The organism is Kluyvera sp., from assembly GCF_047971185.1.
Taxonomy (GTDB): domain Bacteria; phylum Pseudomonadota; class Gammaproteobacteria; order Enterobacterales; family Enterobacteriaceae; genus Kluyvera.
Genome location: NZ_JBKDZH010000015.1, coordinates 121,408 through 142,838 on the forward strand (window position 1 = coordinate 121,408; position 21,431 = coordinate 142,838).

Consider the following 21,431-nt stretch of genomic DNA (forward strand, 5'->3'; position numbering starts at 1 on the left):
AACGGCATGAACTATATCCAGCAACCGCAAGCGATTGAGCGCAAAAGCTTCGAGATAATCAGCGAGATTATCGCGCAAACTCGCCCGGCGTATCGCTTCGACAGCCCGCTGCACGAGGCGATAATCAAACGGGTGATCCACACCACCGCCGACTTCGACTGGCTGGATATTCTGTGGTTCGCCCCGGACGCGCTCGACCGCCTGAGCGAGGCGCTCAGCCGCCCGTGCACGCTGTACACCGACACCACCATGGCGCTGTCCGGCATCAATAAAAACCTGCTGGCGACCTTCGGCGGCGAATGCCGCTGCTACATCAGCGACCCGCGGGTGGTGCGTGAGGCCAAAGCGCAGGGCATCACCCGTTCGATGGCGGCGGTGGATATCGCCGTTAAAGAAGAGGGCGACAAAGTGTTTGTCTTCGGCAACGCGCCAACCGCGCTGTTCCGTCTACTGGAGCATAAAGGCTTAGCGGTCGGCGGCGTGGTGGGCGTACCGGTCGGTTTTGTCGGCGCGGCGGAGTCGAAAGAGGCGCTAAGCCACAGCGGGCTGCCGGGCATTGCCGCGCTGGGGCGCAAGGGGGGCAGCAACGTCGCGGCGGCGATCGTCAACGCCATCCTCTACCACTTGCAGGCCGCGCAATGAGCGACGCCGCCTTCGACGCCCCGGTCTGGCATAACGGCAAAGCGCTGCGCAAAGGCTATACCACCGGTTCCTGCGCCACGGCGGCGGCGAAAGTTGCCGCGCTGATGGTGATGCGTCAGCACCTGATTCACCAGGTGTCGATCGTCACGCCGTCGGGCGCCACGCTGAATATGAACGTCGAGTCGCCGCACGTTGAGGGGCAGCAGGGCATCGCCGCCATTCGTAAAGACGGCGGCGATGACGTCGACGCCACCCACGGGATGCTGATTTTCGCCCGCGTCACCCTTAACGACGGCGGGGAAATCGTCCTGCGCGGCGGCGAGGGCGTGGGCACCGTTACCCGTAAAGGTATCGGCTTGCCCATCGGCAGCGCGGCGATCAACCGTACCCCGCGCCACACCATCGAAAGCGCGGTACGCGAGGCGATTGGTCCGGCGCGCGGCGCGGAGGTGGAAATCTTTGCCCCGGAAGGGGAAGAGCGGGCGAAAAAAACCTACAACGCGCGGCTCGGCATTATCGGCGGGATCTCGATTATTGGCACCACCGGCATCGTCACGCCGATGTCGGAAGAGAGCTGGAAGCGCTCGCTGGCGCTGGAGCTGGAGATGAAGCGCGCGGCGGGGCTGGAGCGGGTGATTCTGGTGCCGGGCAACCACGGCGAGCGCTTCGTGCGCGAGCAGCTGGGCCTCGACCCGCAGAGCGTAGTGACGATGAGTAACTTCGTTGGCTACATGATTGAAGAGGCGGTACGCCTCGGCTTTCGCCAGATTGTGCTGATCGGCCACCCCGGCAAGCTGATTAAAATCGCTGCCGGGATTTTCCACACCCATAGCCATATCGCCGATGCGCGAATGGAAACGCTGGTCGCCCATCTGGCGCTGCTCGGCGCGCCGCTTGAGCTGCTGAAGCGGGTGAGCGACTGCGACACCACCGAGGCGGCAATGGAGCATATCGAGGCCTGCGGTTTTCAGCACATCTACAACCACCTTGCCGAGCGCATCTGCCAGCGCGTACAGCAGCGCCTGCGCTTTACGCAAAATCCGCCACGCTGCGACGCGATTATGTTCTCGTTCGATAACCAGATCCTCGGCAGCAGCCGCCCGGTCGCCGAGATTGTGGGGGACGGGCCATGTTAACCGTCGTGGGGATGGGACCGGCGGGCACGCAGCTGATGACCCCGCAGGCCAAAGAGGCCGTTGCCCGCGCCGACGCGCTGGTGGGCGGCGCGCGCCATCTGGCGCAGTTCCCGGACTTTGCCGGCGAGCGCTGCCCGCTGGGGGCCAATATCCCACAGGTGCTGGCGTGGATTAGCGCAAGGGCGGCGCAGAACGTGGTGGTGCTGGCCTCCGGCGACCCGCTGTTTTACGGCATCGGCACGCGGCTGATTGCCCACTTTGGCCGCGACAACGTGCAGGTGATCCCCGGCATCAGCGCGGTGCAGTACCTGTGCGCGCGGGCGGGCATCGACATGAATGACATGTGGCTGACCAGCAGCCACGGGCGCGACGTGTGCTTCGACGCGCTCGCCGCGCATCGCAAGGTGGCGATGGTCACCGATCGACGCTGTGGGCCAAAAGAGATTGCCGCCGCGCTGGTCGCGCGCGGCAAAGGCCATCGCTGGATGGTGATTGGCGAAAATCTGGCGCAGGACAATGAACGGATCCACTGGCTACCGGTCAGTGCGGTCCACCAGGACTATGACATGAACACGGTGGTGATCCTCGATGAAAGATGAGCTGTTTCTGCGCGGCGAAAAGGTACCGATGACCAAAGAGGCGGTGCGCGCGCTGGCGCTGGCGAAGCTGGAGCTGCACTGGGCCAGCCACCTGATTGATATCGGGGCCGGGACCGGCAGCGTGTCGATTGAAGCGGCGCTGCAAAAACCGACGCTGGCGGTGACGGCGATTGAGCGCAACCCGGCGGCGCTGCGCCTGCTGGCGGAGAACTGCCAGCGCTTTGCCTGCGGCAACGTATCGATTGTGGGCGGCGAAGCGCCGGACGTCAGCGTGGATCAGGCCGACGCCATCTTTATGGGCGGCAGCGGCGGCCATCTCTGCGCGCTGATTGACTGGTCGCTACAGCACCTGCGCCTCGGCGGGCGGCTGGTGATGACCTTTATTCTGCAGGAAAACCTGCATTGCGCCCTCGAGCACCTCCAGCAGGCGGGCGTGACGGCGATTGACTGCCAGCAGTTGAACGTATCGACGCTCACCGCGCTCGGCAGCGGCCATTACTTCAAACCGCATAATCCCGTTTTTGTGATTGCCTGTCAGAAGGAAGAAATCCATGAGTGATGCTTTTGATTCACGCTGTGTCTGGTTCGTCGGTGCCGGGCCGGGCGATCGCGACCTGATCACCCTGAAGGGCTACCGCCTGCTGCAACAGGCGCAGGTGGTGATTTACGCCGGTTCGCTGATTAATACCGAACTGCTGGATTACTGCCCGCCAGAGGCCGAATGCCACGACAGCGCCGAACTGCATCTGGAACAGATTCTCGACCTGATGGAAGCCGGCGTGAAGGCCGGGAAAACGGTGGTGCGGCTGCAAACCGGCGACGTGTCGCTGTACGGCTCGGTGCGCGAGCAGGGCGAAGAGCTGACCCGTCGCGGCATTCGCTGGCAGGTGGTGCCGGGCGTCAGCGCGTTTCTCGGCGCGGCGGCGGAGCTGGGCGTGGAGTACACGGTGCCGGAAGTGTCGCAGAGCCTGATTATCACCCGGCTGGAAGGACGCACGCCGGTGCCGGAGCGCGAACAGCTGGAGTCATTTGCCCGGCACCAGACTTCGATGGCCATTTACCTTTCGGTACAGCGTATCCATAAAGTGGCCGAACGGCTGATCGACGGCGGCTACCCGGCCAGCACGCCGGTGGCGGTGGTCTACAAGGCCACCTGGCCGGAAAGCCAGACGGTGCGCGGCACGCTGGCGGACATTGGCGATAGGGTGCGCGACGCGGGCATTCGCAAAACGGCGCTGATTCTGGTCGGCAATTTCCTCGGCGAGGAGTACCACTACTCGCGGCTGTACGCGGCGGATTTCAGCCATGAATACCGTAAAGCCTGAGCGTATAGCGCTGTTCTGCCTGACCCCCGGCGGCGTGGCGCTGGCCCGACGGCTGCACGTGGCGCTGCCGATGACCTGCTATACCCGCGAGACGCTGGTTGAACCGGGGTTTCTCCCTTTCGACGGCAGCTTTGCCCACACCGTGCAGCAGGCGTTTACGCGCTATCCGGCGCTGATTTTTATCGGCGCGACCGGCATTGCGGTGCGCGTACTGTCGCCGCTGCTGGTCGATAAGCTCAGCGACCCGGCGGTGGTGGTGATTGATGAGCGCGGCCAGCACGTGATCAGCCTGCTCTCCGGCCACGTTGGCGGCGCGAATGCGCTGGCGCGCGAGCTGGCGGCCATTCTTGGCGTTAAGCCGGTGATCACCACCGCCACCGACGTTAACGATGTCGCGGCGCTGGATACGCTGGCCTGCCAGCTCAACGGGCGCATTGACGATTTTCGCACGGCGGTGAAAACCGTCAACCAGATGCTGGTCAGCCAGCAGCGCGTGGGGCTGTGGTGGGACGAGGAATTTAGCGATGAGATCAGCCGCTGTGACCGACGCGGGTTTATCAGCGTTGCCGACCTGAACGCGCTGCCCGAACTGGACGCGCTGGTGTGCATCACCCTGCGCGCTGCGCTGCCTGAACTGCCGCTTCCGCACTGGAAGCTGGTGCCGCGGCGGGTGGTGGCGGGTATCGGCTGTCGGCGCGGCACGCCGTGCGGGCAGATAAGTGAACTGTTGCATCGCCAGCTGGCGCTACAGGGGCTGGACCCGCTGGCGCTGAAGGCTATCGGCAGCATTGTCCTCAAGCAGGACGAACTGGGGCTGATTCAGCTGGCGAGCGACCTTGATGTGCCGTTTGAGATTTTTAGCGTGGCCGCCCTGCGCGAGCATGAGCACCGTTTTCCCTCGTCGCTGTTTGTGAAACAAACGGTGGGCGTCGGCAGCGTCTCCGGCCCGGCGGCGTGGCTGCTGAGCCAAGGACACGTGATTGGCGAGACGCTGCGGGAGCAGGGAACCACTATTACTTTGGGAGTGACACACAGATGTTAAGCGTAATTGGAATTGGCCCTGGCTCGCAGGCGATGATGACCATGGAGGCGGTCGAGGCGTTGCAGGCGGCGGAAATCGTCGTCGGCTATAAAACCTATACCCACCTGGTCAAAGCCTTTACCGGCGACAAGCAGGTGATCAAAACCGGGATGTGCAAAGAGATTGAACGCTGCCAGGCCGCCATTGAGCTGGCGCAGGCCGGGCACAACGTGGCGCTGATCAGCAGCGGCGACGCGGGCATCTACGGCATGGCCGGGCTGGTGCTGGAGCTGGTCAGCAAGCAGAAGCTGGACGTCGAGGTACGCCTGATCCCGGGGATGACCGCCAGCATCGCCGCCGCGTCGCTGCTCGGCGCGCCGCTGATGCACGATTTCTGCCATATCAGCCTCAGCGACCTGCTGACCCCGTGGCCGGTGATTGAAAAACGCATTATCGCCGCCGGGGAAGCCGACTTCGTTATCTGTTTTTACAACCCGCGCAGCCGTGGCCGTGAAGGGCATCTGGCTCGCGCCTTTGAACTGCTTTCCGCCGTGAAAAGCGCCGACACCCCGGTAGGCGTGGTGAAATCCGCCGGGCGCAAGAAACAAGAAAAATGGCTGACCACGCTCGGTGAAATGGACTTCGAACCGGTAGACATGACCAGCCTGGTTATCGTCGGCAACAAAACCACCTACGTGCAGGACGGCCTGATGATTACCCCGCGAGGCTACGTGCTGTGAGCTTTGGCGAAGTTCTGGTGGTGGGCGGCACCAGCGATGCGCGGGCGATCTGCCAGCAGCTTGACGCCGCGAACGTGCCGTACACCGTGTCGGTCGCCACGCCCACCGGCGAAGCGCTGGCGGGCGATATTCAGGGGCAGGTGCGCTGCGGGCGGCTGGATCGCGCTGAGCTGGCGGCCTGGCTGCGGGCGCACGGTACCCGCTGGGTGATTGACGCTTCGCATCCGTACGCCGAAGCGGTGAGCCGTAACGTGGTGGACGCCTGTGCGCAGACGGGCGTGCTGCTGAGCCGCTATCAGCGCCCGGAGCAGCTTGATGCGCTAGAGCATCCGCTGCTGCATTACGTCGCTAGTATTGACGAGGCCTGCGCGCTGATTACTGGCCTGGGCCAGCGCGTTCTGTTGACCACCGGCAGTAAGGACCTGGCGAAGTGGCGTGAGGGGCTGCCCGATAAAACCCTGCTCGCGCGGGTGCTACCGGTGGCGGAGGTGGTGCAGCAGTGTACCGATCTCGGCTTTGGCGTCGGCGAAATCTTCGCCATTTGCGCGCCGTTCAGCGCCGGGTTTAACGCCGCCTTTTACCGTCACTGCCGCGCCGACGTGGTGGTGACCAAAGCCTCCGGCGCGGAGGGCGGCTATCAGCAGAAAGTGCAGCCGTGCCTCGACGCCGGTATCCCTTGCGTAGTGATAACCCGCCCCGCGCCGCTGGTGCGCGGCGAAGAGTTACTGGAAAGTTTATCTGCTTTTGCCGGGCGCCTGGCGCGCTGGCAGGCCTCGGCATCAGGAAAATAAGATGAAAAAAGCCCTTTTGGTGGTCAGCTTTGGTACCAGCTACCACGACACCTGTGAAAAAAATATTGTCGCCTGCGAACGCGAACTGGCGGCAAGCTGCCCGGATCGCGATCTGTTTCGCGCGTTTACCTCCGGGATGATTATCCGCAAGCTCAAACAGCGCGATGGCCTCGACATCGACACGCCGCTGGAGGCGCTGCAAAAGCTGGCCGAGCAGGGCTATGACGATGTCGCCGTGCAGTCTTTGCACATTATCAACGGTGACGAATACGAGAAAATCGCCCGTGAAGTGCAGAGCCTGCGCCCGTTGTTCAAACGCCTGACGCTGGGCACGCCGCTGTTGAGCGGCCACGATGACTACGTGCGCCTGATGCAGGCGCTGGAACAGCAGATGCCAGCGCTGAACGCCAACGAAAAGGTGGTGTTTATGGGCCACGGTGCCAGCCACCATGCTTTCGCCGCCTACGCCTGTCTGGACCACATGATGACCGCCCAGCGTTTCCCGGCGCGCGTTGGCGCAGTGGAGAGCTACCCGGAAGTTGACGTGCTGATTGAGAGCCTGCGCAACGAGGGCGTGCGGGCTGTCCATCTGATGCCGCTGATGCTGGTGGCGGGCGACCACGCCATTAACGACATGGCCTCTGACGAAGACGACTCGTGGAAAACCTTATTCACCGCCGCCGGTATTACCGCCACGCCGTGGCTGCGCGGGCTGGGCGAGAACCCGGTGATTCGGGCCATGTTTGTCGAACATCTACACCAATCGCTGGAGGCGGCATGAGCGGAAAACTGTATGCCCTGAGCACCGGTCCCGGCGCATCTGACCTGATTACCGTGCGCGCCGCGCGCATCCTTGGCTCGCTGGACGTGCTGTACGCCCCGGCGGGGCGCAAAGGCGGCGACAGCCTGGCGCTCTCCATCGTGCGTGAATACCTCGGCGAGCAGACGGAAGTGTGCTGCTGTCACTTCCCGATGAGCGCCGACAGTGCGGAGAAAGAGGCGGTGTGGGACGACGTCTCCGGCGCGATGGTGCGCGAAGTGGAAGCCGGTAAACGCGTGGGATTTATCACCCTCGGCGACGCGATGCTGTTCAGCACCTGGGTCTTTTTGCTCCAGCGCATCGGCAGCCCGGCGTGGCTGGAGATTGTTCCCGGCGTCACCTCATTCGCCGCCATTGCCGCCCGCGCGCAGATGCCGCTGGCGATGGAACAGCAGTCGCTGGCGGTCGTTGCCTGCACCGCGCCGGAAGCGGACATTGAACGCGCGCTGGCGCAGCACGATAGCCTGGTGCTGATGAAGGTGTACGGGCGTTTCCCGCGCATCAAGGCGCTGCTGGCGAAGGCCGGGTTGCTGGACCACGCGCTGCTGATGGCCGAAGCCACGCTCCCCGGCGAGCAGTGCTGGCGCAATCTGGCAGAGGTCAGCGACGAGCAGCCGCTGCCCTATTTCTCGACCATTCTGGTCAACAAGCAATGGGAGGCGAAACGATGAAAGCAGAACAGCAGTTGAAAAAGCTGTCGTTAAGCGGCCTGGCGGCGGCGCTGTTGCTGCTGGTGGTACCGGAGCAGGCGTTCGCCATGCACATTATGGAAGGCTTTCTGCCGCCGGTGTGGGCGCTGGCCTGGTGGCTGCTGTTTTTACCCTGCCTGTGGTACGGGCTGGTGCGCCTGCGCCGCATCGTGCAGGACGATAGCAACCAGAAGGTGCTGCTGGCGCTGTGCGGGGCGTTTATCTTCGTGCTGTCGGCGCTGAAAATTCCGTCGGTGACCGGTAGCTGCTCGCACCCGACCGGCGTTGGCCTGGCGGTGATTCTGTTCGGGCCGGGCGTGGTGGCGATCCTCGGGGCGATCGTGCTGCTGTTCCAGGCGCTGCTGCTGGCGCATGGCGGCCTGACGACGCTTGGCGCTAACGGCATGTCGATGGCGGTGATTGGGCCGATCGTCGGCTATCTGGCGTGGAAAATGGCCTGCAAGGCGGGATTTCGTCGTGATGTGTCGGTGTTTCTCTGCGCGATGCTGGCGGATCTGGCGACCTATTTTGTCACCTCGCTACAGCTGGGCGTCGCCTTCCCGGACCCGCAGGCGGGGGCGGTCGGATCGAGCCTGAAGTTTATGGCGATCTTTTGCCTGACGCAGATCCCGATCGCCATTGCGGAAGGGCTACTTACGGTGATGATCTACGATCAGCTGACCAAGCGGCAACTGATCCCGGCGCGAGGGCATTAAAATGAAAAAAACGTTGATCCTGCTGGCGCTGGTGATTGCGCTGATGATCCTGCCGATCTTTATCAACCACGGCGGCGAATACGGTGGTTCCGACGGCGAAGCGGAAAGCCAGATTCAGGCCATCGCGCCGCACTATGAGCCGTGGTTCCAGCCGCTGTATGAACCGGCGAGCGGGGAAATTGAGAGCCTGCTGTTCACCCTGCAGGGCTCGCTCGGTGCGGCGGTGATTTTCTATATTCTCGGCTACTACAAAGGGCGTCAGCGTCGTGATGACCGGCCTTGACCGACTGAGCTACCAGAGCCGCTGGCTGCACGTCGCGCCGGAGCGCAAGTTCCTGCTCTGGCTGCTGCTGATGGTGCTGGCCTTTAGCCTGCCGCCGCTGGGGCAGGCGCTGCTGATGGCCGGCACCGCCGCCTTTACCTGCTGGCTGCTGCGCCTCTCTTTCTGGCGCTGGTGTCGCTGGATGGCGCTGCCGCTCGGTTTTCTGCTGGCGGGGGTGGTGACGATCGTGTTTAGCGTCAGCCGCGACCCGCAGGCGCTGCTGGCTGGTGTGCACATTGGGCCGTACTGGCTGGGCGTTACCGCGCAGGGAATCGCGACCGCCAATGCGACCTTCTGGCGCAGCCTTGCCGCACTTTCAGCCACTTTCTGGCTGGTGCTCAACCTGCCGTTTCCGCAGCTGATTGTACTGCTGAAGCGGGCGCGGGTGCCGCGTCTGCTCACCGAGCAGATCCTGCTGACCTGGCGCTTTATCTTTATCCTGATTGACGAAGCGGTGGCCATTCACCGCGCGCAGACGCTGCGCTTTGGCTACCGCAACGTACGCCTCGGCTACCGTTCGCTGGCGATGCTGGTCAGCCTGCTGTTTACGCGGGTGCTGATGCGCTATCAGCAGATGAGCACCGCGCTGGATCTCAAACTGTATCAGGGTGATTTTCATCTCTAAGGAACGCAATGCTTGCCACCTCTGACCTCGGGTTTCGCTACCAGGATGCGCCCATTCTTAAAGGCTTAACGCTGGATTTTTCCCGCCAGGCGGTCACCGGGCTGGTGGGGGCGAACGGCTGCGGCAAATCGACGCTATTTATGAACCTCAGCGGTCTGCTGCGCCCGCAGCAGGGGGCGGTGCTGTGGCAGGGTAAACCGCTGGACTACAGCAAACGCGGGCTGCTGGCGCTGCGCCAGCAGGTGACGACGGTCTTTCAGGACCCGGACCAGCAGATTTTCTATACCGACATCGACAGCGATATTGCCTTCAGCCTGCGCAATATCGGCGTGGCGGAGGCGGAGATTGCGCGGCGTATCGACGAGGCGCTGACGCTGGTCGACGCTCAGCATTTTCGCCAGCAGCCGATTCAGTGCCTGAGCCACGGGCAAAAAAAACGCGTGGCGATTGCCGGCGCGCTGGTGATGCAGGCGCGCTACCTGCTGCTGGATGAACCCACCGCCGGGCTGGACCCGTCCGGCCGCGCGCAGATGATTGACATCATCAAGCGTATCGTCGCGCATGGTAATCATGTGGTAATTTCCAGCCACGATATTGATTTGATTTATGAAGTCAGCGACGCGGTGTACGTACTGCGCAGCGGCGAAGTGCTGGCGCAGGGCTGCCCTGGCGCGGTGTTTGCCCAGCGCGAGCTGATGGAGCAGGCTGGCTTGAGCCAGCCGTGGCTGGTGAAGCTGCACGCGGAGCTTGGGCTGCCGCTATGTAAAACCGAGGCGGAATTTTTCCGCCGGATGCGTGAAAAAGGAACCGTATGACACAGGCCATTATGTTGCAGGGCACCGCCTCCGACGTCGGCAAAAGTATGCTGGTGGCGGGGCTGTGCCGGATTTTCTATCAGGATGGCCTGCGCACCGCGCCGTTTAAATCGCAGAATATGGCGCTGAACTCCGGCATCACCCCGGACGGCAAAGAGATGGGGCGGGCGCAGATTTTCCAGGCCGAAGCGGCGGGCATTGCGCCGGACGTGCGCATGAACCCGATTCTGCTCAAGCCCACCAGCGACCGCAAAGCGCAGATTGTGCTGATGGGCGAAGTGGCCAGCGACATGGACGCCGTCAGCTATCACGACTATAAGCCGCGGCTGCGCGAGCAGATCCTCAGCGTCTACCACAGCCTGGCGCAGCAGTACGATGTGCTGGTGCTGGAAGGGGCGGGCAGCCCGGCGGAAATCAACCTTCGCGACCGTGATATCGTCAATATGGGAATGGCGGAGATGGCGCAGTGCCCGGTGATCCTGGTGGCGGATATCGATCGCGGCGGCGTTTTTGCCGCTATTTACGGCACGCTGGCGCTGCTGCACGACCACGAACGGGCGCGGGTGAAAGGGGTGATCATCAATAAGTTTCGCGGTGACGTGACGCTGCTGCACTCGGGCATTACGCAAATCGAAGCGCTGACCGGCGTACCGGTGCTGGGGGTGATGCCGTGGCTGGAGGTCGAGCTGGAAGATGAGGATGGCGTCGCCTTGCAAAAGGGCAAGTACCGCAGCACGGGCGAGCGTGATGTGGAGATTGCCGTCGTGCAGCTGCCGCATATCTCTAACTTTACCGACTTTAACGCGCTGGCTGCCCAGCCGGACGTGCGCGTGCGCTACGTACGCCATGCGGAAGAGCTGGCGGGCGCGGACCTGATTATTCTACCGGGCAGTAAAAATACGCTGGGCGATCTGTTGTGGTTGCAGGATAACGGGCTAGCGCACGGGATTCTTGAGGCGCACCGGCGGGGCGTGCCGGTGCTGGGTATTTGCGGCGGCTATCAAATGCTTGGCGATACGCTGATTGACGAGGTGGAATCCGGTCTCGGTACGCTACCGGGGCTGGGGCTGCTTGCTACCGTAACCCGTTTTGCGCCGCAGAAAACCACCACCCGCGCCACGGCGACGCTCAACGCCGCGCTGCCGGGCTGGCTGGCGGCGGTGTCCGGAATGGCGCTACAGGGCTATGAAATTCATATGGGCGAGACGGCGCTAACGGACAACACGCTGCCGTTAATGCAGCTATGTAAAAACGGCCAGCATCAAGCGGATGGCGCGGTTAGCGCAGACGGTCTGGCGTTTGGCACCTATCTGCACGGTTTGTTCGATAGCGATAGCTTTACGCGTGCGCTGGTCAATGGGCTGCGTGAACGTAAAGGGCTGCCGCAGAGAGATAATGATTTTCACTATGCGGCGTATAAGGCGCAGCAGTTTGATATCCTGGCGGAATCAATGCGTCAGCATATTGATATTGAAAAGATTTATACGATTATGCGCGAGCATAAAGAAGGGTAGGAAAGCGGCGCGCCATTCGAGAGGATGGCGTACTTTCGCTGGATAACAGGCAAAAAAAAACACCCTGGCGGGTGTCATTTTAATTGGTTGCGGGGGCCGGATTTGAACCGACGACCTTCGGGTTATGAGCCCGACGAGCTACCAGGCTGCTCCACCCCGCGTCCGTCTTTACTCTTCATCGAGTAAACTTGCATCAGATTTTAATTGGTTGCGGGGGCCGGATTTGAACCGACGACCTTCGGGTTATGAGCCCGACGAGCTACCAGGCTGCTCCACCCCGCGTCCGTGGATGCGCACTATACTCTGCTGAGCATTTGTTGCAACCCATTTTTGATATAAAGCTCTCATTTTTTTATATGTTGTCCGTATTAGGTAAAATCTGAACATTTTTTGTTCAAAATTATGACGGAGCAGCGCAATCGCATTTCAATACCCCTGGCGGTTTGTTATCTTCAGCGGGCACTTTCGATAATGCGGAATACAGAACACCATGAAAGGACGTTGGGTAAAATATGTGGCAACGGGCGCAATGCTGGCAATGCTGGCCGCCTGTTCGTCAAAGCCGACCGATCGCGGTCAACAGTATAAAGACGGGAAATTCACCCAGCCTTTCTCTTTAGTCAACCAGCCTGATGCCGTCGGCGCGCCGATAAACGCGGGCGACTTTTCTCAGCAGGTGGGCCATATTCGTAGCGCGTCGCCGCGCCTGTACGGTAACCAGAGCAACGTTTACAACGCCGTGCAGCAGTGGTTGCTCTCCGGGGGCGATACTCGCACCTTGCGCCAGTACGGTATCGATGCCTGGCAGATGGAAGGGACCGATAACTACGGCAACGTGCAGTTTACCGGTTACTACACCCCGGTTGTTGAGGCGCGCCATACGCGCCAGGGCGAATTCCAGTATCCTATCTACCGGATGCCGCCGAAGCGCGGCAAGCTGCCTTCTCGCGCCGGGATTTACGCCGGTCAACTGAGCGATGCCTATATTCTTGCCTACAGCAACTCGCTTATGGATAACTTCATCATGGATGTGCAGGGCAGCGGCTACATCGATTTCGGCGACGGCTCGCCGCTGAACTTCTTCAGCTATGCCGGGAAAAACGGCTGGGCGTATAAGAGCATCGGCAAGGTGCTGATCGACCGCGGTGAAGTGAAACGCGAAGATATGTCGATGCAGGCCATTCGCCACTGGGGCGAAACCCACAGCGAAGCGGAAGTTCGCGAGCTGCTGGAGCAGAACCCGTCGTTCGTCTTCTTTAAACCGCAGTCCTTCGCGCCGGTGAAAGGCGCCAGCGCCGTGCCGCTGGTGGGCCGCGCGTCGGTGGCGGCGGATCGTAACGTGATCCCACCGGGCACCACGCTGCTGGCGGAAGTGCCGCAGTTGGATAACAACGGTAAATTTAACGGCCAGTACGAGCTGCGCCTGATGGTGGCGCTGGACGTGGGCGGCGCGATTAAAGGCCAGCACTTTGATATCTATCAGGGTATCGGTCCGGATGCCGGACACCGTGCGGGCTGGTATAATCACTACGGCCGCGTGTGGGTGCTGAAGTCATCCGGCAGCGCGGGTAACGTATTTAGCGGCTAGTGGCCCGATGGCGTATCCGGCCTGCACATTAGCGCGTAGGCCGGATAAGCGAAGCGCCATCCGGCAATGAAATGCGCTCAGGGCGGCATTGTCCGCTCTTTTTGTTTTTAACTCTGAGGTTCTATGTCTGTGGTTATCAGTGACGCCTGGCGTCAGCGTTTTGGCGGCACGGCGCGTTTATACGGCGAAAAAGCGCTACAGGTTTTCGCCGACGCGCACGTTTGCGTGGTGGGCATCGGCGGCGTGGGCAGCTGGGCGGCGGAAGCGCTGGCCCGTACCGGCATCGGTGCGATTACGCTTATCGATATGGATGATGTGTGCGTGACCAACACCAATCGCCAGATCCATGCGCTTGGCGGCAACGTCGGCCTGGCAAAGGCCGAGGTGATGGCGGAGCGCATTCGCCTGATTAACCCGGAATGCCGCGTCACCGTGGTGGATGATTTCGTTACTCCTGATAACGTCGCGGAGTATATGAGCGCGGGTTACAGCTACGTGGTAGACGCTATCGATAGCGTGCGCCCGAAAGCCGCATTGATTGCCTACTGCCGCCGCTATAAGGTGCCGCTGATCACCACCGGCGGCGCGGGCGGGCAAATCGACCCGACGCAGATTCAGGTGAGCGATCTGGCGAAAACCATCCAGGATCCGCTGGCGGCCAAGCTGCGCGAACGGCTGAAAAGCGATTTTGGCGTGGTGAAGAACAGCAAAGGTAAGCTCGGCGTGGACTGCGTGTTTTCGACCGAAGCGCTGGTGTATCCGCAGTCGGACGGTTCAGTCTGTGCGATGAAAAGCACGGCGGAAGGCCCGAAACGGATGGACTGCGCCTCAGGCTTTGGCGCGGCGACGATGGTCACCGCGACCTTCGGCTTTGTCGCGGTGTCCCATGCGCTGAAAAAGATGCTCGCGAAAGCGGAGCGTCAGGCCAGCGCCTGACGCGCGGCGTCGGTAATGGCTTCGCCAAGGGCCGCCAGGCCCTGGCTGCGCGAAGCGCTTAGCTGACCGCGTAGCCCCAGTTCGTCGAAGAAGTCGAGCGGGCTGGTGGCCAGAATCTCTGCCGGGCGTTTCCCTTCTACGGCGGTCAGCAGCACCGCCAGCAGGCCGCGCACGATCCTCCCCTCGCTATCGCCAAAGAAATGCAGCGACCCATCTGCCGCCTGCGAATAACCCAGCCAGACGCGGTTTTCGCAGCCGGGGATCTCTTTCGCCTGGGCTTTAAGATCGTCTGCTAACGCGGGAAGCTGCTTGCCGAGCAGAATCAGCTGCCGGTACTTCTCTTCCCACTGGGCGAGCGCGCCAAACTGTTGCCGCAACGCGTCGGGCGTTACGGTGGTGCCGAACGGGTGTCCGGCGAGTGAAGGAGTCGTCATTAATCCACCAGAAGTTCGAGCGCACGGTCAACGGCGTTAACCAGCGCGTGTACATCGTCTTGCGTATTGTAGGGGGCAAACGAGGCGCGCAGCGTGCCGCTAACGCCCAGTGCCGCCAGTAGCGGCTGCGCGCAGTGCTGACCGGCGCGCAGGGCGATACCGTATTCCGCCAGCAGCGTGACCATATCGCTGTGGTGAACCCCCGCAAAATCAAAGGATAACAGGCTGGAATCCTGACAGCGGAAAGAGCGGAAGCCCGGACGTTTCGCCAGCTCATCTTCCGCCAGCGTCGCGAGACCGCGGCTCCAGGATTCGGCCTGCACCATATCCAATTCAGACAGCCACTCCAGCGCCGCGCTCAGGCCAATCACCCCCGCCACGTTCGGCGTGCCGGCTTCCAGGCGATACGGTACCGGCTGGGTGGTAAAGCCGTCGAAGGTCACTTCGCTGATCATCTTACCGCCGCCAAGCCAGGGGCTCATGGCGTCCAGCAGTTCATGCTTACCATAAAGCACGCCGATGCCGGTCGGCCCGTAGAGCTTGTGGCCGGAAAAGGCATAGAAATCGATATCCAGCGCCTGCACGTCCGCCGGGAAGTGCACCGCGCCCTGCGCGCCGTCGACCATCACCACCATTCCCGCCCGGTGGGCGAGGGCGATGGCGCGGGCCAGATCCGGGCAGCCGCCGGTGACGTTCGACATTTGCCCCAGCGCCAGAAAACGGCTGCGCGGGGTGATGAGCGTTGTCAGGCGTTCAACGTCCGGCAGACGGTCGGCGCCCAGCGGAAGCGGGACGATCTTCGCGCCGGTTTGTTCGGCAACCATCAGCCACGGCACCAGGTTGGCGTGATGTTCCGCGGCGCTGACGATAATTTCGTCGCCGGGCTGCAGGCGCGGGCGCGCGTAGCACTGGGCCACCATATTGATGGCTTCGGTGGTGCCGCGCGTCCAGACGATATCTTTCCCGCTCGGGGCGTTCAGCCAGCGGGCGACCTGGTCGCGGGCGGCCTCGTAGCGCGCGGTCAGGCGCTGGGCTTCGGCAAACTGGCTGCGATGGACGTTCCCCGCGCTCAGCGAGTAGAACTGATTTGTCGCCTCGATAACCGCCTGCGGTTTTAACGCGGTGGCGGCGCTATCCAGGTAAACCCCGGCATCGTGCAGGGCGGGAAACTGCGCGCGAAACTGCGCGGGATTGAAAGCGTTCATGGTATTCCTCGGTTCAATCCACCGATCGTGGCGCAAAATGGGCGCTGATACAAGGTTTGTGCCAACCATCGGAATCGTCTGGTTATCCTGGCGCTTTCCGGGCAGTGTCTTATGCTAAATAACGTTAGGCAAATGTTTTCGCCTGTTAAGAAGTGAGTTTTAAATAGTATAAATCGCTAAAGGAGAAGAAGATGAAAAAGACTGCCGCAATCATTTCCGCCTGTATGCTGACGTTTGGCCTGAGCGCCTGCTCCAGCCCAAACTACGTCATGCATACCAACGATGGCCGTAGCATTGTTTCCGAGGGGAAACCGCAGACTGATAACGACACCGGTATGATTTCCTACACCGATGCCAACGGCGTGAAACAGCAAATCAACCATAGCGATGTGAAAGAGATGGTGGCGCTGGAGAAATAGCGCGCCGAATCGCAGGCAAAAAAAAGCACCGCAATAAGGCGGTGCTACATTAATCACTATGGACAGACAGGGTAAATGTACAGGAAGTGAAAAAGGGTAGCTTCGCTACCGTGATCTGAATTGCAGACCAATTGCAAACACAACAACACAACATCACAACCGTAAGCCAAAAGCCCTTCAGAACACGCATTCCAAAAAAAGCTTCTCGTTCCGGCTCAGGAAGTGCCGCCATCATAGGTATTTGCTGGTAGAAGCTCAACGGACAAATTATAATGTCTCAGATAAAAAAAACTAATAGGTTAACTGTTGTTTCCTATTTGTTAAATTCAGTTAACAATTGGGTTCTGGGACCATGTCAAAGCGTTTGCCACCTCTTAATGCATTACGTGTATTTGATGCAGCCGCGCGTCATTTAAGCTTCACCCGCGCGGCCGATGAGCTTTTTGTGACGCAGGCCGCAGTAAGCCACCAAATCAAGTCTCTCGAGGATTTTCTGGGGTTAAAGCTGTTCCGTCGACGCAATCGTTCGCTGCTGTTGACCGAAGAGGGGCAGAGCTATTTTCAGGATATCAAAGAGATCTTTTCGCAATTAACAGAGGCAACGCGTAAACTACAGGCGCGCAGCGCGAAAGGGGCGCTTACCGTCAGTTTATTGCCCAGTTTTGCGATTCAGTGGCTGGTGCCGCGCCTCTCAAGCTTTAACTCAGCTTATCCGGGAATCGACGTCAGAATCCAGGCGGTGGACCGTCAGGAAGATAAGCTGGCGGACGATGTCGACGTGGCGATTTTCTACGGTCGCGGCAACTGGCCGGGGCTGCGCGTTGAAAAACTGTACGCTGAGTATTTGCTCCCGGTTTGCTCCCCTCTGCTGCTGACCGGCGATAAGGCGCTGAAGACACCCGCCGACTTAGCGAAACACACGCTGCTGCACGATGCTTCTCGCCGCGACTGGCAAACGTATACGCGCCAGCTGGGGCTCACCCATATCAACGTACAACAGGGACCGATCTTCAGCCATAGCGCCATGGTGCTACAGGCTGCCATCCACGGACAGGGGATTGCGCTCGCCAACAACGTGATGGCGCAGTCCGAGATTGAGGCAGGCCGTCTGGTGTGCCCGTTTAATGATGTTCTGGTCAGTAAGAATGCGTTTTATCTGGTTTGTCATGACAGTCAGGCAGAACTGGGTAAAATAGCGGCCTTTCGTCAGTGGATTCTGGCGAAAGCGGCCCATGAGCAAGAAACTTTTCGTTTTCGTTACGAACAATAAATGAATTTAGGGTAATACCATCATGACCAGCCGTTTTATGCTGATTTTTGCCGCCATCAGCGGCTTCATTTTTGTGGCACTGGGCGCGTTTGGCGCGCACGTGCTGAGCAAATCGCTCGGCGTTGTGGAAATGGGCTGGATCCAGACCGGTCTGGAGTACCAGGCGTTTCACACGCTGGCGATTTTTGGCCTGGCGGTAGCGATGCAGCGCCGCATTAGTATCTGGTTTTACTGGAGCAGCGTATTCCTGGCGCTGGGTACCGTGCTGTTCAGCGGTAGCCTGTATTGCCTGGCGCTCTCTCATTTACGCCTGTGGGCGTTTGTTACCCCGGTGGGCGGCGTGAGCTTCCTCGCCGGTTGGGTTTTAATGTTAATTGGTGCCATTCGACTTAAGCGTAAGGGTGTTGTTCATGAATAAGGTTGTGCTGTATTGCCGCCCTGGGTTTGAGAAAGAGTGTGCTGCGGAAATCACCGACAAGGCCGGGCGTCGCGAGGTGTTTGGCTTTGCGCGCGTTAAAGATAACTCGGGCTACGTGATTTTCGAATGCTATCAGGACGGCGATGCCGATAAGCTGGCGCGCGAGCTGCCGTTTAGCTCGCTCATCTTTGCGCGTCAGATGATCGTCGTCGGCGAACTGTTAAAAGATTTACCGCCGGAAGACCGCGTCACGCCGATCGTCGGCATGTTGCAGGGCGTGGTGGAGAAGGGCGGCGATCTGCGCGTGGAAGTAGCGGATACCAACGAAAGCAAAGAGCTGATGAAGTTCTGCCGCAAGTTGACCGTGCCGCTGCGCGCGGCGCTGCGCGAAGCGAAGGTGCTGGCACCGTACGAAACGACTAAGCGCCCGGTGGTGCACGTGTTCTTTATTGCGCCGGGCTGCTGCTATACCGGGTATTCCTATAGCACCAACAACTCGCCGTTCTATATGGGCATTCCGCGTCTGAAGTTCCCGTCCGACGCGCCGAGCCGCTCCACGCTGAAGCTGGAAGAGGCGTTCCACGTCTTTATCCCGGCCGACGAGTGGGACGAGCGTCTGGCGAACGGCATGTATGCGGTTGACCTGGGTGCCTGCCCGGGCGGCTGGACCTATCAGCTGGTGAAGCGCAACATGTGGGTCTCCTCGGTGGATAACGGCCCGATGGCGCAGAGCCTGATGGACACCGGCCAGGTGACCTGGCTGCGCGAAGACGGTTTCCGCTATCGCCCGACCCGCAACAACATCTCGTGGATGGTGTGCGACATGGTGGAGAAGCCGGCGAAGGTGGCGGCGCTGATGGCGGAGTGGCTGGTCAACGGCTGGTGCCGTGAGACGATCTTTAACCTGAAGCTGCCGATGAAAAAGCGTTATGAAGAGCTGTCGCAGAACCTGGCGCACATCCAGGCGAAGCTGGACGAGCACGGTATTAACGCCCAGATTCAGGCCCGCCAGCTGTACCACGATCGCGAAGAAGTGACCGTACACGTGCGTCGCCTGTGGGCGGCGGTCGGTGGGCGTCGCGACGAGCGTTAATCACGCATAACGCGGTCGAATGCGATTTGTAGAGTGGATAGGCGAAGCCTTATCCACCCTACGTTATTACGCTATCTGTTAAGCCTGAGCTGCTGCAAATTGCCATCAATATGCAAGTCGGTTTGCAGGCGCGCAATATCCCGGCATAAGAATGCCATCTCCCGATGCTCTTCCAGCTTCTTGCGCCACTTCTCCGGCACCTCATCCAGATGTTCGTACAGCGCTTCCAGCGTGGGGAACTGCGCCAGCAGCTGGGTGGCGCTTTTCGGGCCAATTCCGGCGACGCCCGGCACTTTCGAGCTGCTAATTCCGGCCAGCCCCCAGTAGTCCGGCAGCTGCTGCGGCTGCACGCCGAACTCTTTTTCAATAAATGGCACGTCGAGCCAGCGCTTCTGGAAATAGTCGCGGATGCGCAGCGTCGGCGACAGCAGCTGACAGTAGCCTTTGTCGGTAGAGACGATGGTCGCCTGATGCCCGGCGCCAGCGACTTTCACCGCCAGCGTGGCCGCTAAATCGTCAGCCTCGTTACCCTGGGATTCCCAGCAGCGCACGCCGCGCAGCTCAAAGGCGGCGCGCAGGGCGGGCATTTCGGCGTGCAGATCGTCCGGCATCGGCGGGCGTCCCGCTTTGTAATCGGGCAAGCGCTGATGCCGCCAGCCGCTGTTGCGCGCTTCATCGTCAAATACCGCCACCGCGTGGGTGGGCTGGCTGTGCGCAATCAGCAGATCCAGCGCGTGCTGGCAGGTTTCTACGCAGGGAGAGCCCTGAACGGCATGAATACGACGGATTAAGTTGAGTGCGTCAACGATAAGCAAATGGACGGCCACGGGCGTTCTCCCTAACTGATTGGGTGCTAAGGGTAACATTCAGGGGCGAGTGAGGCTATTGGCGGGGGATAAAACGGGAAGAGGCCTCGCAAAACGAGGCCTCTGAGGCGTGCGTTAGTCGCAGGCAACCACTTTCATCGCCAGGCCACCGCGCGAGGTTTCGCGGTATTTGGCGTTCATGTCTTTGCCGGTTTCGTACATGGTCTCGATCACTTTATCGAGACACACGCGCGGCACACTGGTACGGCGCAGGGCCATACGCGCGGCGTTGACCGCCTTCACCGAGGCAATGGCGTTACGCTCGATGCACGGCACCTGAACCTGGCCGGCAACCGGGTCGCAGGTCAGGCCGAGGTTGTGTTCCATGCCGATTTCCGCCGCGATGCACACCTGCGCCGGGCTGCCACCCAGCAGTTCAGCCAGACCGGCCGCTGCCATGGAGCAGGCGACGCCCACTTCACCCTGGCAGCCCACTTCGGCACCGGAGATGGAGGCGTTCATCTTGTAGAGCGAGCCAATAGCGCTGGCAACCAGCATATAGCGGGCCAGCGAGTTGGCGTTCACTTCGCGGATAAACTTATCGTAGTAAGCCAGCACCGCCGGAACGATACCGCAGGCGCCGTTGGTCGGCGCGGTGACAACGCGGCCACCGGCGGCGTTTTCTTCGTTTACCGCCAGCGCGAACATGTTAATCCAGTCAACCACCGCCATCGGGTCGCTGCTGATTTTGTCCTGGCTGACCAGCATCCGGCGCAGCGCGGCGGCACGACGCGGCACGCGCAGTTTGCCCGGCAGTACGCCTTCGGTAGTGGTGCCGTGCTCGATTCCGCCCTTCATCACCGCCCAGACGTCAGCGAAGTGCTTTTCCAGCTCTTCTTTGCTGTGCAGCGCGAGTTCGTTCTGCATCATCAGGCCGGACAGCGACAGGCCGGTTTCGTTGCAGTGACGCTGCAGGTCGGCCGCGCTGTTGTACGGATAAGGCACCGCAACCGGCGCTTCAGTCTGCTGGCCAAAGTGCTCTTCGTCGACGATAAAACCGCCGCCGATGGAATAGTAGGTTTTGCTGTAAACGGCTTTGTCGCCCGCCAGCGCGGTGATGCGCATGCCGTTTTCGTGCAGCGAGAGGTTGTCGGCATGGAAGTTCATGCACTGGTCAACCGGGAACTCCACTTCGTGCTGACCGTTAGCCAGCATCAGGCGGCCATGGGTATTCACGTCCTGGATAAACGCCGGAATGGCGTCGATATCAACCGTATCCGGCAGGTTACCCGCCAGACCCATAATGATGGCGATATCCGTATGGTGACCTTTACCGGTCAGAGAGAGTGAGCCGTAAACATCGACGACTACGCGAGTGATATCATTCAGGATCCCACGCGCAATCAAGTCGTCCGTGAATTGTTTGCCTGCTTTCATTGGCCCGACGGTGTGTGAGCTGGAAGGACCAATGCCGATTTTGAAAATATCGAATACGCTAATCATGAGG

The 21,431-nt window shown here is 60.8% G+C and carries 25 protein-coding genes and 2 tRNA genes; 21 read left to right on the forward strand and 6 right to left on the reverse strand.

The genetic code is table 11. The features are described from left to right. Window positions 1-6: 6 nt before the first annotated feature. The 15 genes from ACK5JN_RS03875 to ACK5JN_RS03945 are packed head-to-tail and all read left to right on the forward strand — an operon-like array spanning window position 7 to window position 11,755. On the forward strand, window positions 7-642 hold the full coding sequence (locus ACK5JN_RS03875) for a cobalt-precorrin-8 methylmutase (protein WP_416868950.1): 636 nt from the start codon (window positions 7-9) through the stop codon (window positions 640-642). Further along, window positions 639-1,778: a cobalt-precorrin-5B (C(1))-methyltransferase CbiD gene (cbiD, locus tag ACK5JN_RS03880; protein WP_416868951.1), complete on the forward strand. Its 1,140-nt coding sequence runs from the start codon at window positions 639-641 to the stop codon at window positions 1,776-1,778. The genes ACK5JN_RS03875 and cbiD overlap by 4 nt, the downstream gene beginning before the upstream one ends. Beyond that, a complete protein-coding gene (locus tag ACK5JN_RS03885; protein ID WP_416868952.1) occupies window positions 1,772-2,377 on the forward strand; it encodes a cobalt-precorrin-7 (C(5))-methyltransferase in 606 nt (201 codons plus the stop codon). The genes cbiD and ACK5JN_RS03885 overlap by 7 nt, the downstream gene beginning before the upstream one ends. Then, the gene (locus tag ACK5JN_RS03890) at window positions 2,367-2,936 is read left to right on the forward strand and encodes a decarboxylating cobalt-precorrin-6B (C(15))-methyltransferase (protein ID WP_416868953.1); all 570 of its coding nucleotides are present in this window, start codon (window positions 2,367-2,369) and stop codon (window positions 2,934-2,936) included. The genes ACK5JN_RS03885 and ACK5JN_RS03890 overlap by 11 nt, the downstream gene beginning before the upstream one ends. Next, a complete protein-coding gene (locus ACK5JN_RS03895) occupies window positions 2,929-3,702 on the forward strand; it encodes a cobalt-precorrin-4 methyltransferase (RefSeq protein ID WP_416868954.1) in 774 nt (257 codons plus the stop codon). The genes ACK5JN_RS03890 and ACK5JN_RS03895 overlap by 8 nt, the downstream gene beginning before the upstream one ends. Continuing rightward, complete coding sequence (gene cbiG / locus ACK5JN_RS03900; protein ID WP_416868955.1) at window positions 3,683-4,744, forward strand: cobalt-precorrin 5A hydrolase; 1,062 nt, start codon at window positions 3,683-3,685, stop codon at window positions 4,742-4,744. The genes ACK5JN_RS03895 and cbiG overlap by 20 nt, the downstream gene beginning before the upstream one ends. Then, the gene (locus tag ACK5JN_RS03905; RefSeq protein ID WP_416868956.1) at window positions 4,738-5,463 is read left to right on the forward strand and encodes a precorrin-3B C(17)-methyltransferase; all 726 of its coding nucleotides are present in this window, start codon (window positions 4,738-4,740) and stop codon (window positions 5,461-5,463) included. Before cbiG ends, ACK5JN_RS03905 begins: the two co-directional genes overlap by 7 nt. Beyond that, entirely contained in the window at window positions 5,460-6,254 is a 795-nt protein-coding gene (locus tag ACK5JN_RS03910; RefSeq protein ID WP_416868957.1) for a cobalt-precorrin-6A reductase, read from the forward strand. The genes ACK5JN_RS03905 and ACK5JN_RS03910 overlap by 4 nt, the downstream gene beginning before the upstream one ends. A gap of 1 nt (window position 6,255) precedes the next feature. Then, on the forward strand, window positions 6,256-7,035 hold the full coding sequence (gene cbiK / locus ACK5JN_RS03915) for a sirohydrochlorin cobaltochelatase (RefSeq protein WP_416868958.1): 780 nt from the start codon (window positions 6,256-6,258) through the stop codon (window positions 7,033-7,035). After that, window positions 7,032-7,745, forward strand: a complete 714-nt coding sequence (locus tag ACK5JN_RS03920) for a cobalt-factor II C(20)-methyltransferase (RefSeq protein ID WP_416868959.1) — start codon at window positions 7,032-7,034, stop codon at window positions 7,743-7,745. Before cbiK ends, ACK5JN_RS03920 begins: the two co-directional genes overlap by 4 nt. Beyond that, entirely contained in the window at window positions 7,742-8,479 is a 738-nt protein-coding gene (gene cbiM / locus ACK5JN_RS03925; RefSeq protein WP_416868960.1) for a cobalt ECF transporter S component CbiM, read from the forward strand. The genes ACK5JN_RS03920 and cbiM overlap by 4 nt, the downstream gene beginning before the upstream one ends. 1 nt (window position 8,480) lies before the next feature. Continuing rightward, window positions 8,481-8,762 carry an energy-coupling factor ABC transporter substrate-binding protein gene (locus ACK5JN_RS03930; protein ID WP_416868961.1) on the forward strand — a complete coding sequence of 94 codons (282 nt, stop codon included), beginning with the start codon at window positions 8,481-8,483 and terminating at the stop codon, window positions 8,760-8,762. Next, on the forward strand, window positions 8,749-9,426 hold the full coding sequence (locus ACK5JN_RS03935) for an energy-coupling factor ABC transporter transmembrane protein (protein WP_416868990.1): 678 nt from the start codon (window positions 8,749-8,751) through the stop codon (window positions 9,424-9,426). Before ACK5JN_RS03930 ends, ACK5JN_RS03935 begins: the two co-directional genes overlap by 14 nt. A gap of 8 nt (window positions 9,427-9,434) precedes the next feature. After that, complete coding sequence (locus ACK5JN_RS03940) at window positions 9,435-10,241, forward strand: energy-coupling factor ABC transporter ATP-binding protein (protein WP_416868962.1); 807 nt, start codon at window positions 9,435-9,437, stop codon at window positions 10,239-10,241. Next, window positions 10,238-11,755, forward strand: a complete 1,518-nt coding sequence (locus ACK5JN_RS03945; protein WP_416868963.1) for a cobyric acid synthase — start codon at window positions 10,238-10,240, stop codon at window positions 11,753-11,755. The genes ACK5JN_RS03940 and ACK5JN_RS03945 overlap by 4 nt, the downstream gene beginning before the upstream one ends. Before the next feature lie 84 nt (window positions 11,756-11,839). Here ACK5JN_RS03945 and ACK5JN_RS03950 read toward each other — a convergent pair. Further along, window positions 11,840-11,916: transfer RNA gene (locus ACK5JN_RS03950), tRNA-Met, on the reverse strand. A gap of 44 nt (window positions 11,917-11,960) precedes the next feature. After that, a tRNA-Met gene (locus ACK5JN_RS03955) sits at window positions 11,961-12,037 on the reverse strand. Between the two features lie 208 nt (window positions 12,038-12,245). Here ACK5JN_RS03955 and mltA point away from each other — a divergent pair. Beyond that, window positions 12,246-13,343 carry a murein transglycosylase A gene (mltA, locus tag ACK5JN_RS03960; protein WP_416868964.1) on the forward strand — a complete coding sequence of 366 codons (1,098 nt, stop codon included), beginning with the start codon at window positions 12,246-12,248 and terminating at the stop codon, window positions 13,341-13,343. Between the two features lie 123 nt (window positions 13,344-13,466). Further along, window positions 13,467-14,279 carry a tRNA cyclic N6-threonylcarbamoyladenosine(37) synthase TcdA gene (gene tcdA, locus ACK5JN_RS03965; protein WP_416868965.1) on the forward strand — a complete coding sequence of 271 codons (813 nt, stop codon included), beginning with the start codon at window positions 13,467-13,469 and terminating at the stop codon, window positions 14,277-14,279. Here tcdA and csdE read toward each other — a convergent pair. Both csdE and csdA read right to left on the reverse strand, forming a co-directional pair. Then, window positions 14,264-14,713, reverse strand: coding sequence for a cysteine desulfurase sulfur acceptor subunit CsdE (csdE, locus tag ACK5JN_RS03970; RefSeq protein WP_416868966.1), 450 nt, complete (start codon window positions 14,711-14,713; stop codon window positions 14,264-14,266). The two genes, tcdA and csdE, sit on opposite strands and share 16 nt — an antisense overlap. After that, complete coding sequence (gene csdA, locus ACK5JN_RS03975; protein WP_416868967.1) at window positions 14,713-15,918, reverse strand: cysteine desulfurase CsdA; 1,206 nt, start codon at window positions 15,916-15,918, stop codon at window positions 14,713-14,715. Before csdA ends, csdE begins: the two co-directional genes overlap by 1 nt. A gap of 191 nt (window positions 15,919-16,109) precedes the next feature. Here csdA and ACK5JN_RS03980 point away from each other — a divergent pair, with 191 nt between their 5' ends. The 4 genes from ACK5JN_RS03980 (at window position 16,110) to rlmM (ending at window position 19,118) form a co-directional block, all read left to right on the forward strand. Next, window positions 16,110-16,337, forward strand: a complete 228-nt coding sequence (locus tag ACK5JN_RS03980) for a YgdI/YgdR family lipoprotein (protein ID WP_416868968.1) — start codon at window positions 16,110-16,112, stop codon at window positions 16,335-16,337. Window positions 16,338-16,689: 352 nt separating this feature from the next. After that, complete coding sequence (gcvA, locus tag ACK5JN_RS03985) at window positions 16,690-17,607, forward strand: glycine cleavage system transcriptional regulator GcvA (RefSeq protein WP_064543054.1); 918 nt, start codon at window positions 16,690-16,692, stop codon at window positions 17,605-17,607. A gap of 22 nt (window positions 17,608-17,629) precedes the next feature. After that, complete coding sequence (locus tag ACK5JN_RS03990; RefSeq protein WP_049850475.1) at window positions 17,630-18,025, forward strand: DUF423 domain-containing protein; 396 nt, start codon at window positions 17,630-17,632, stop codon at window positions 18,023-18,025. Further along, complete coding sequence (rlmM, locus tag ACK5JN_RS03995) at window positions 18,018-19,118, forward strand: 23S rRNA (cytidine(2498)-2'-O)-methyltransferase RlmM (protein ID WP_416868969.1); 1,101 nt, start codon at window positions 18,018-18,020, stop codon at window positions 19,116-19,118. Before ACK5JN_RS03990 ends, rlmM begins: the two co-directional genes overlap by 8 nt. Window positions 19,119-19,189: 71 nt before the next feature. On the opposite strand, the gene xni is transcribed toward rlmM, so the two are convergent. Then, a complete protein-coding gene (xni, locus tag ACK5JN_RS04000) occupies window positions 19,190-19,945 on the reverse strand; it encodes a flap endonuclease Xni (protein WP_416868970.1) in 756 nt (251 codons plus the stop codon). A 114-nt stretch (window positions 19,946-20,059) separates the two neighbouring features. Further along, entirely contained in the window at window positions 20,060-21,427 is a 1,368-nt protein-coding gene (locus tag ACK5JN_RS04005; protein ID WP_416868971.1) for an L-serine ammonia-lyase, read from the reverse strand. Between the last annotated feature and the right edge of the window lie 4 nt (window positions 21,428-21,431).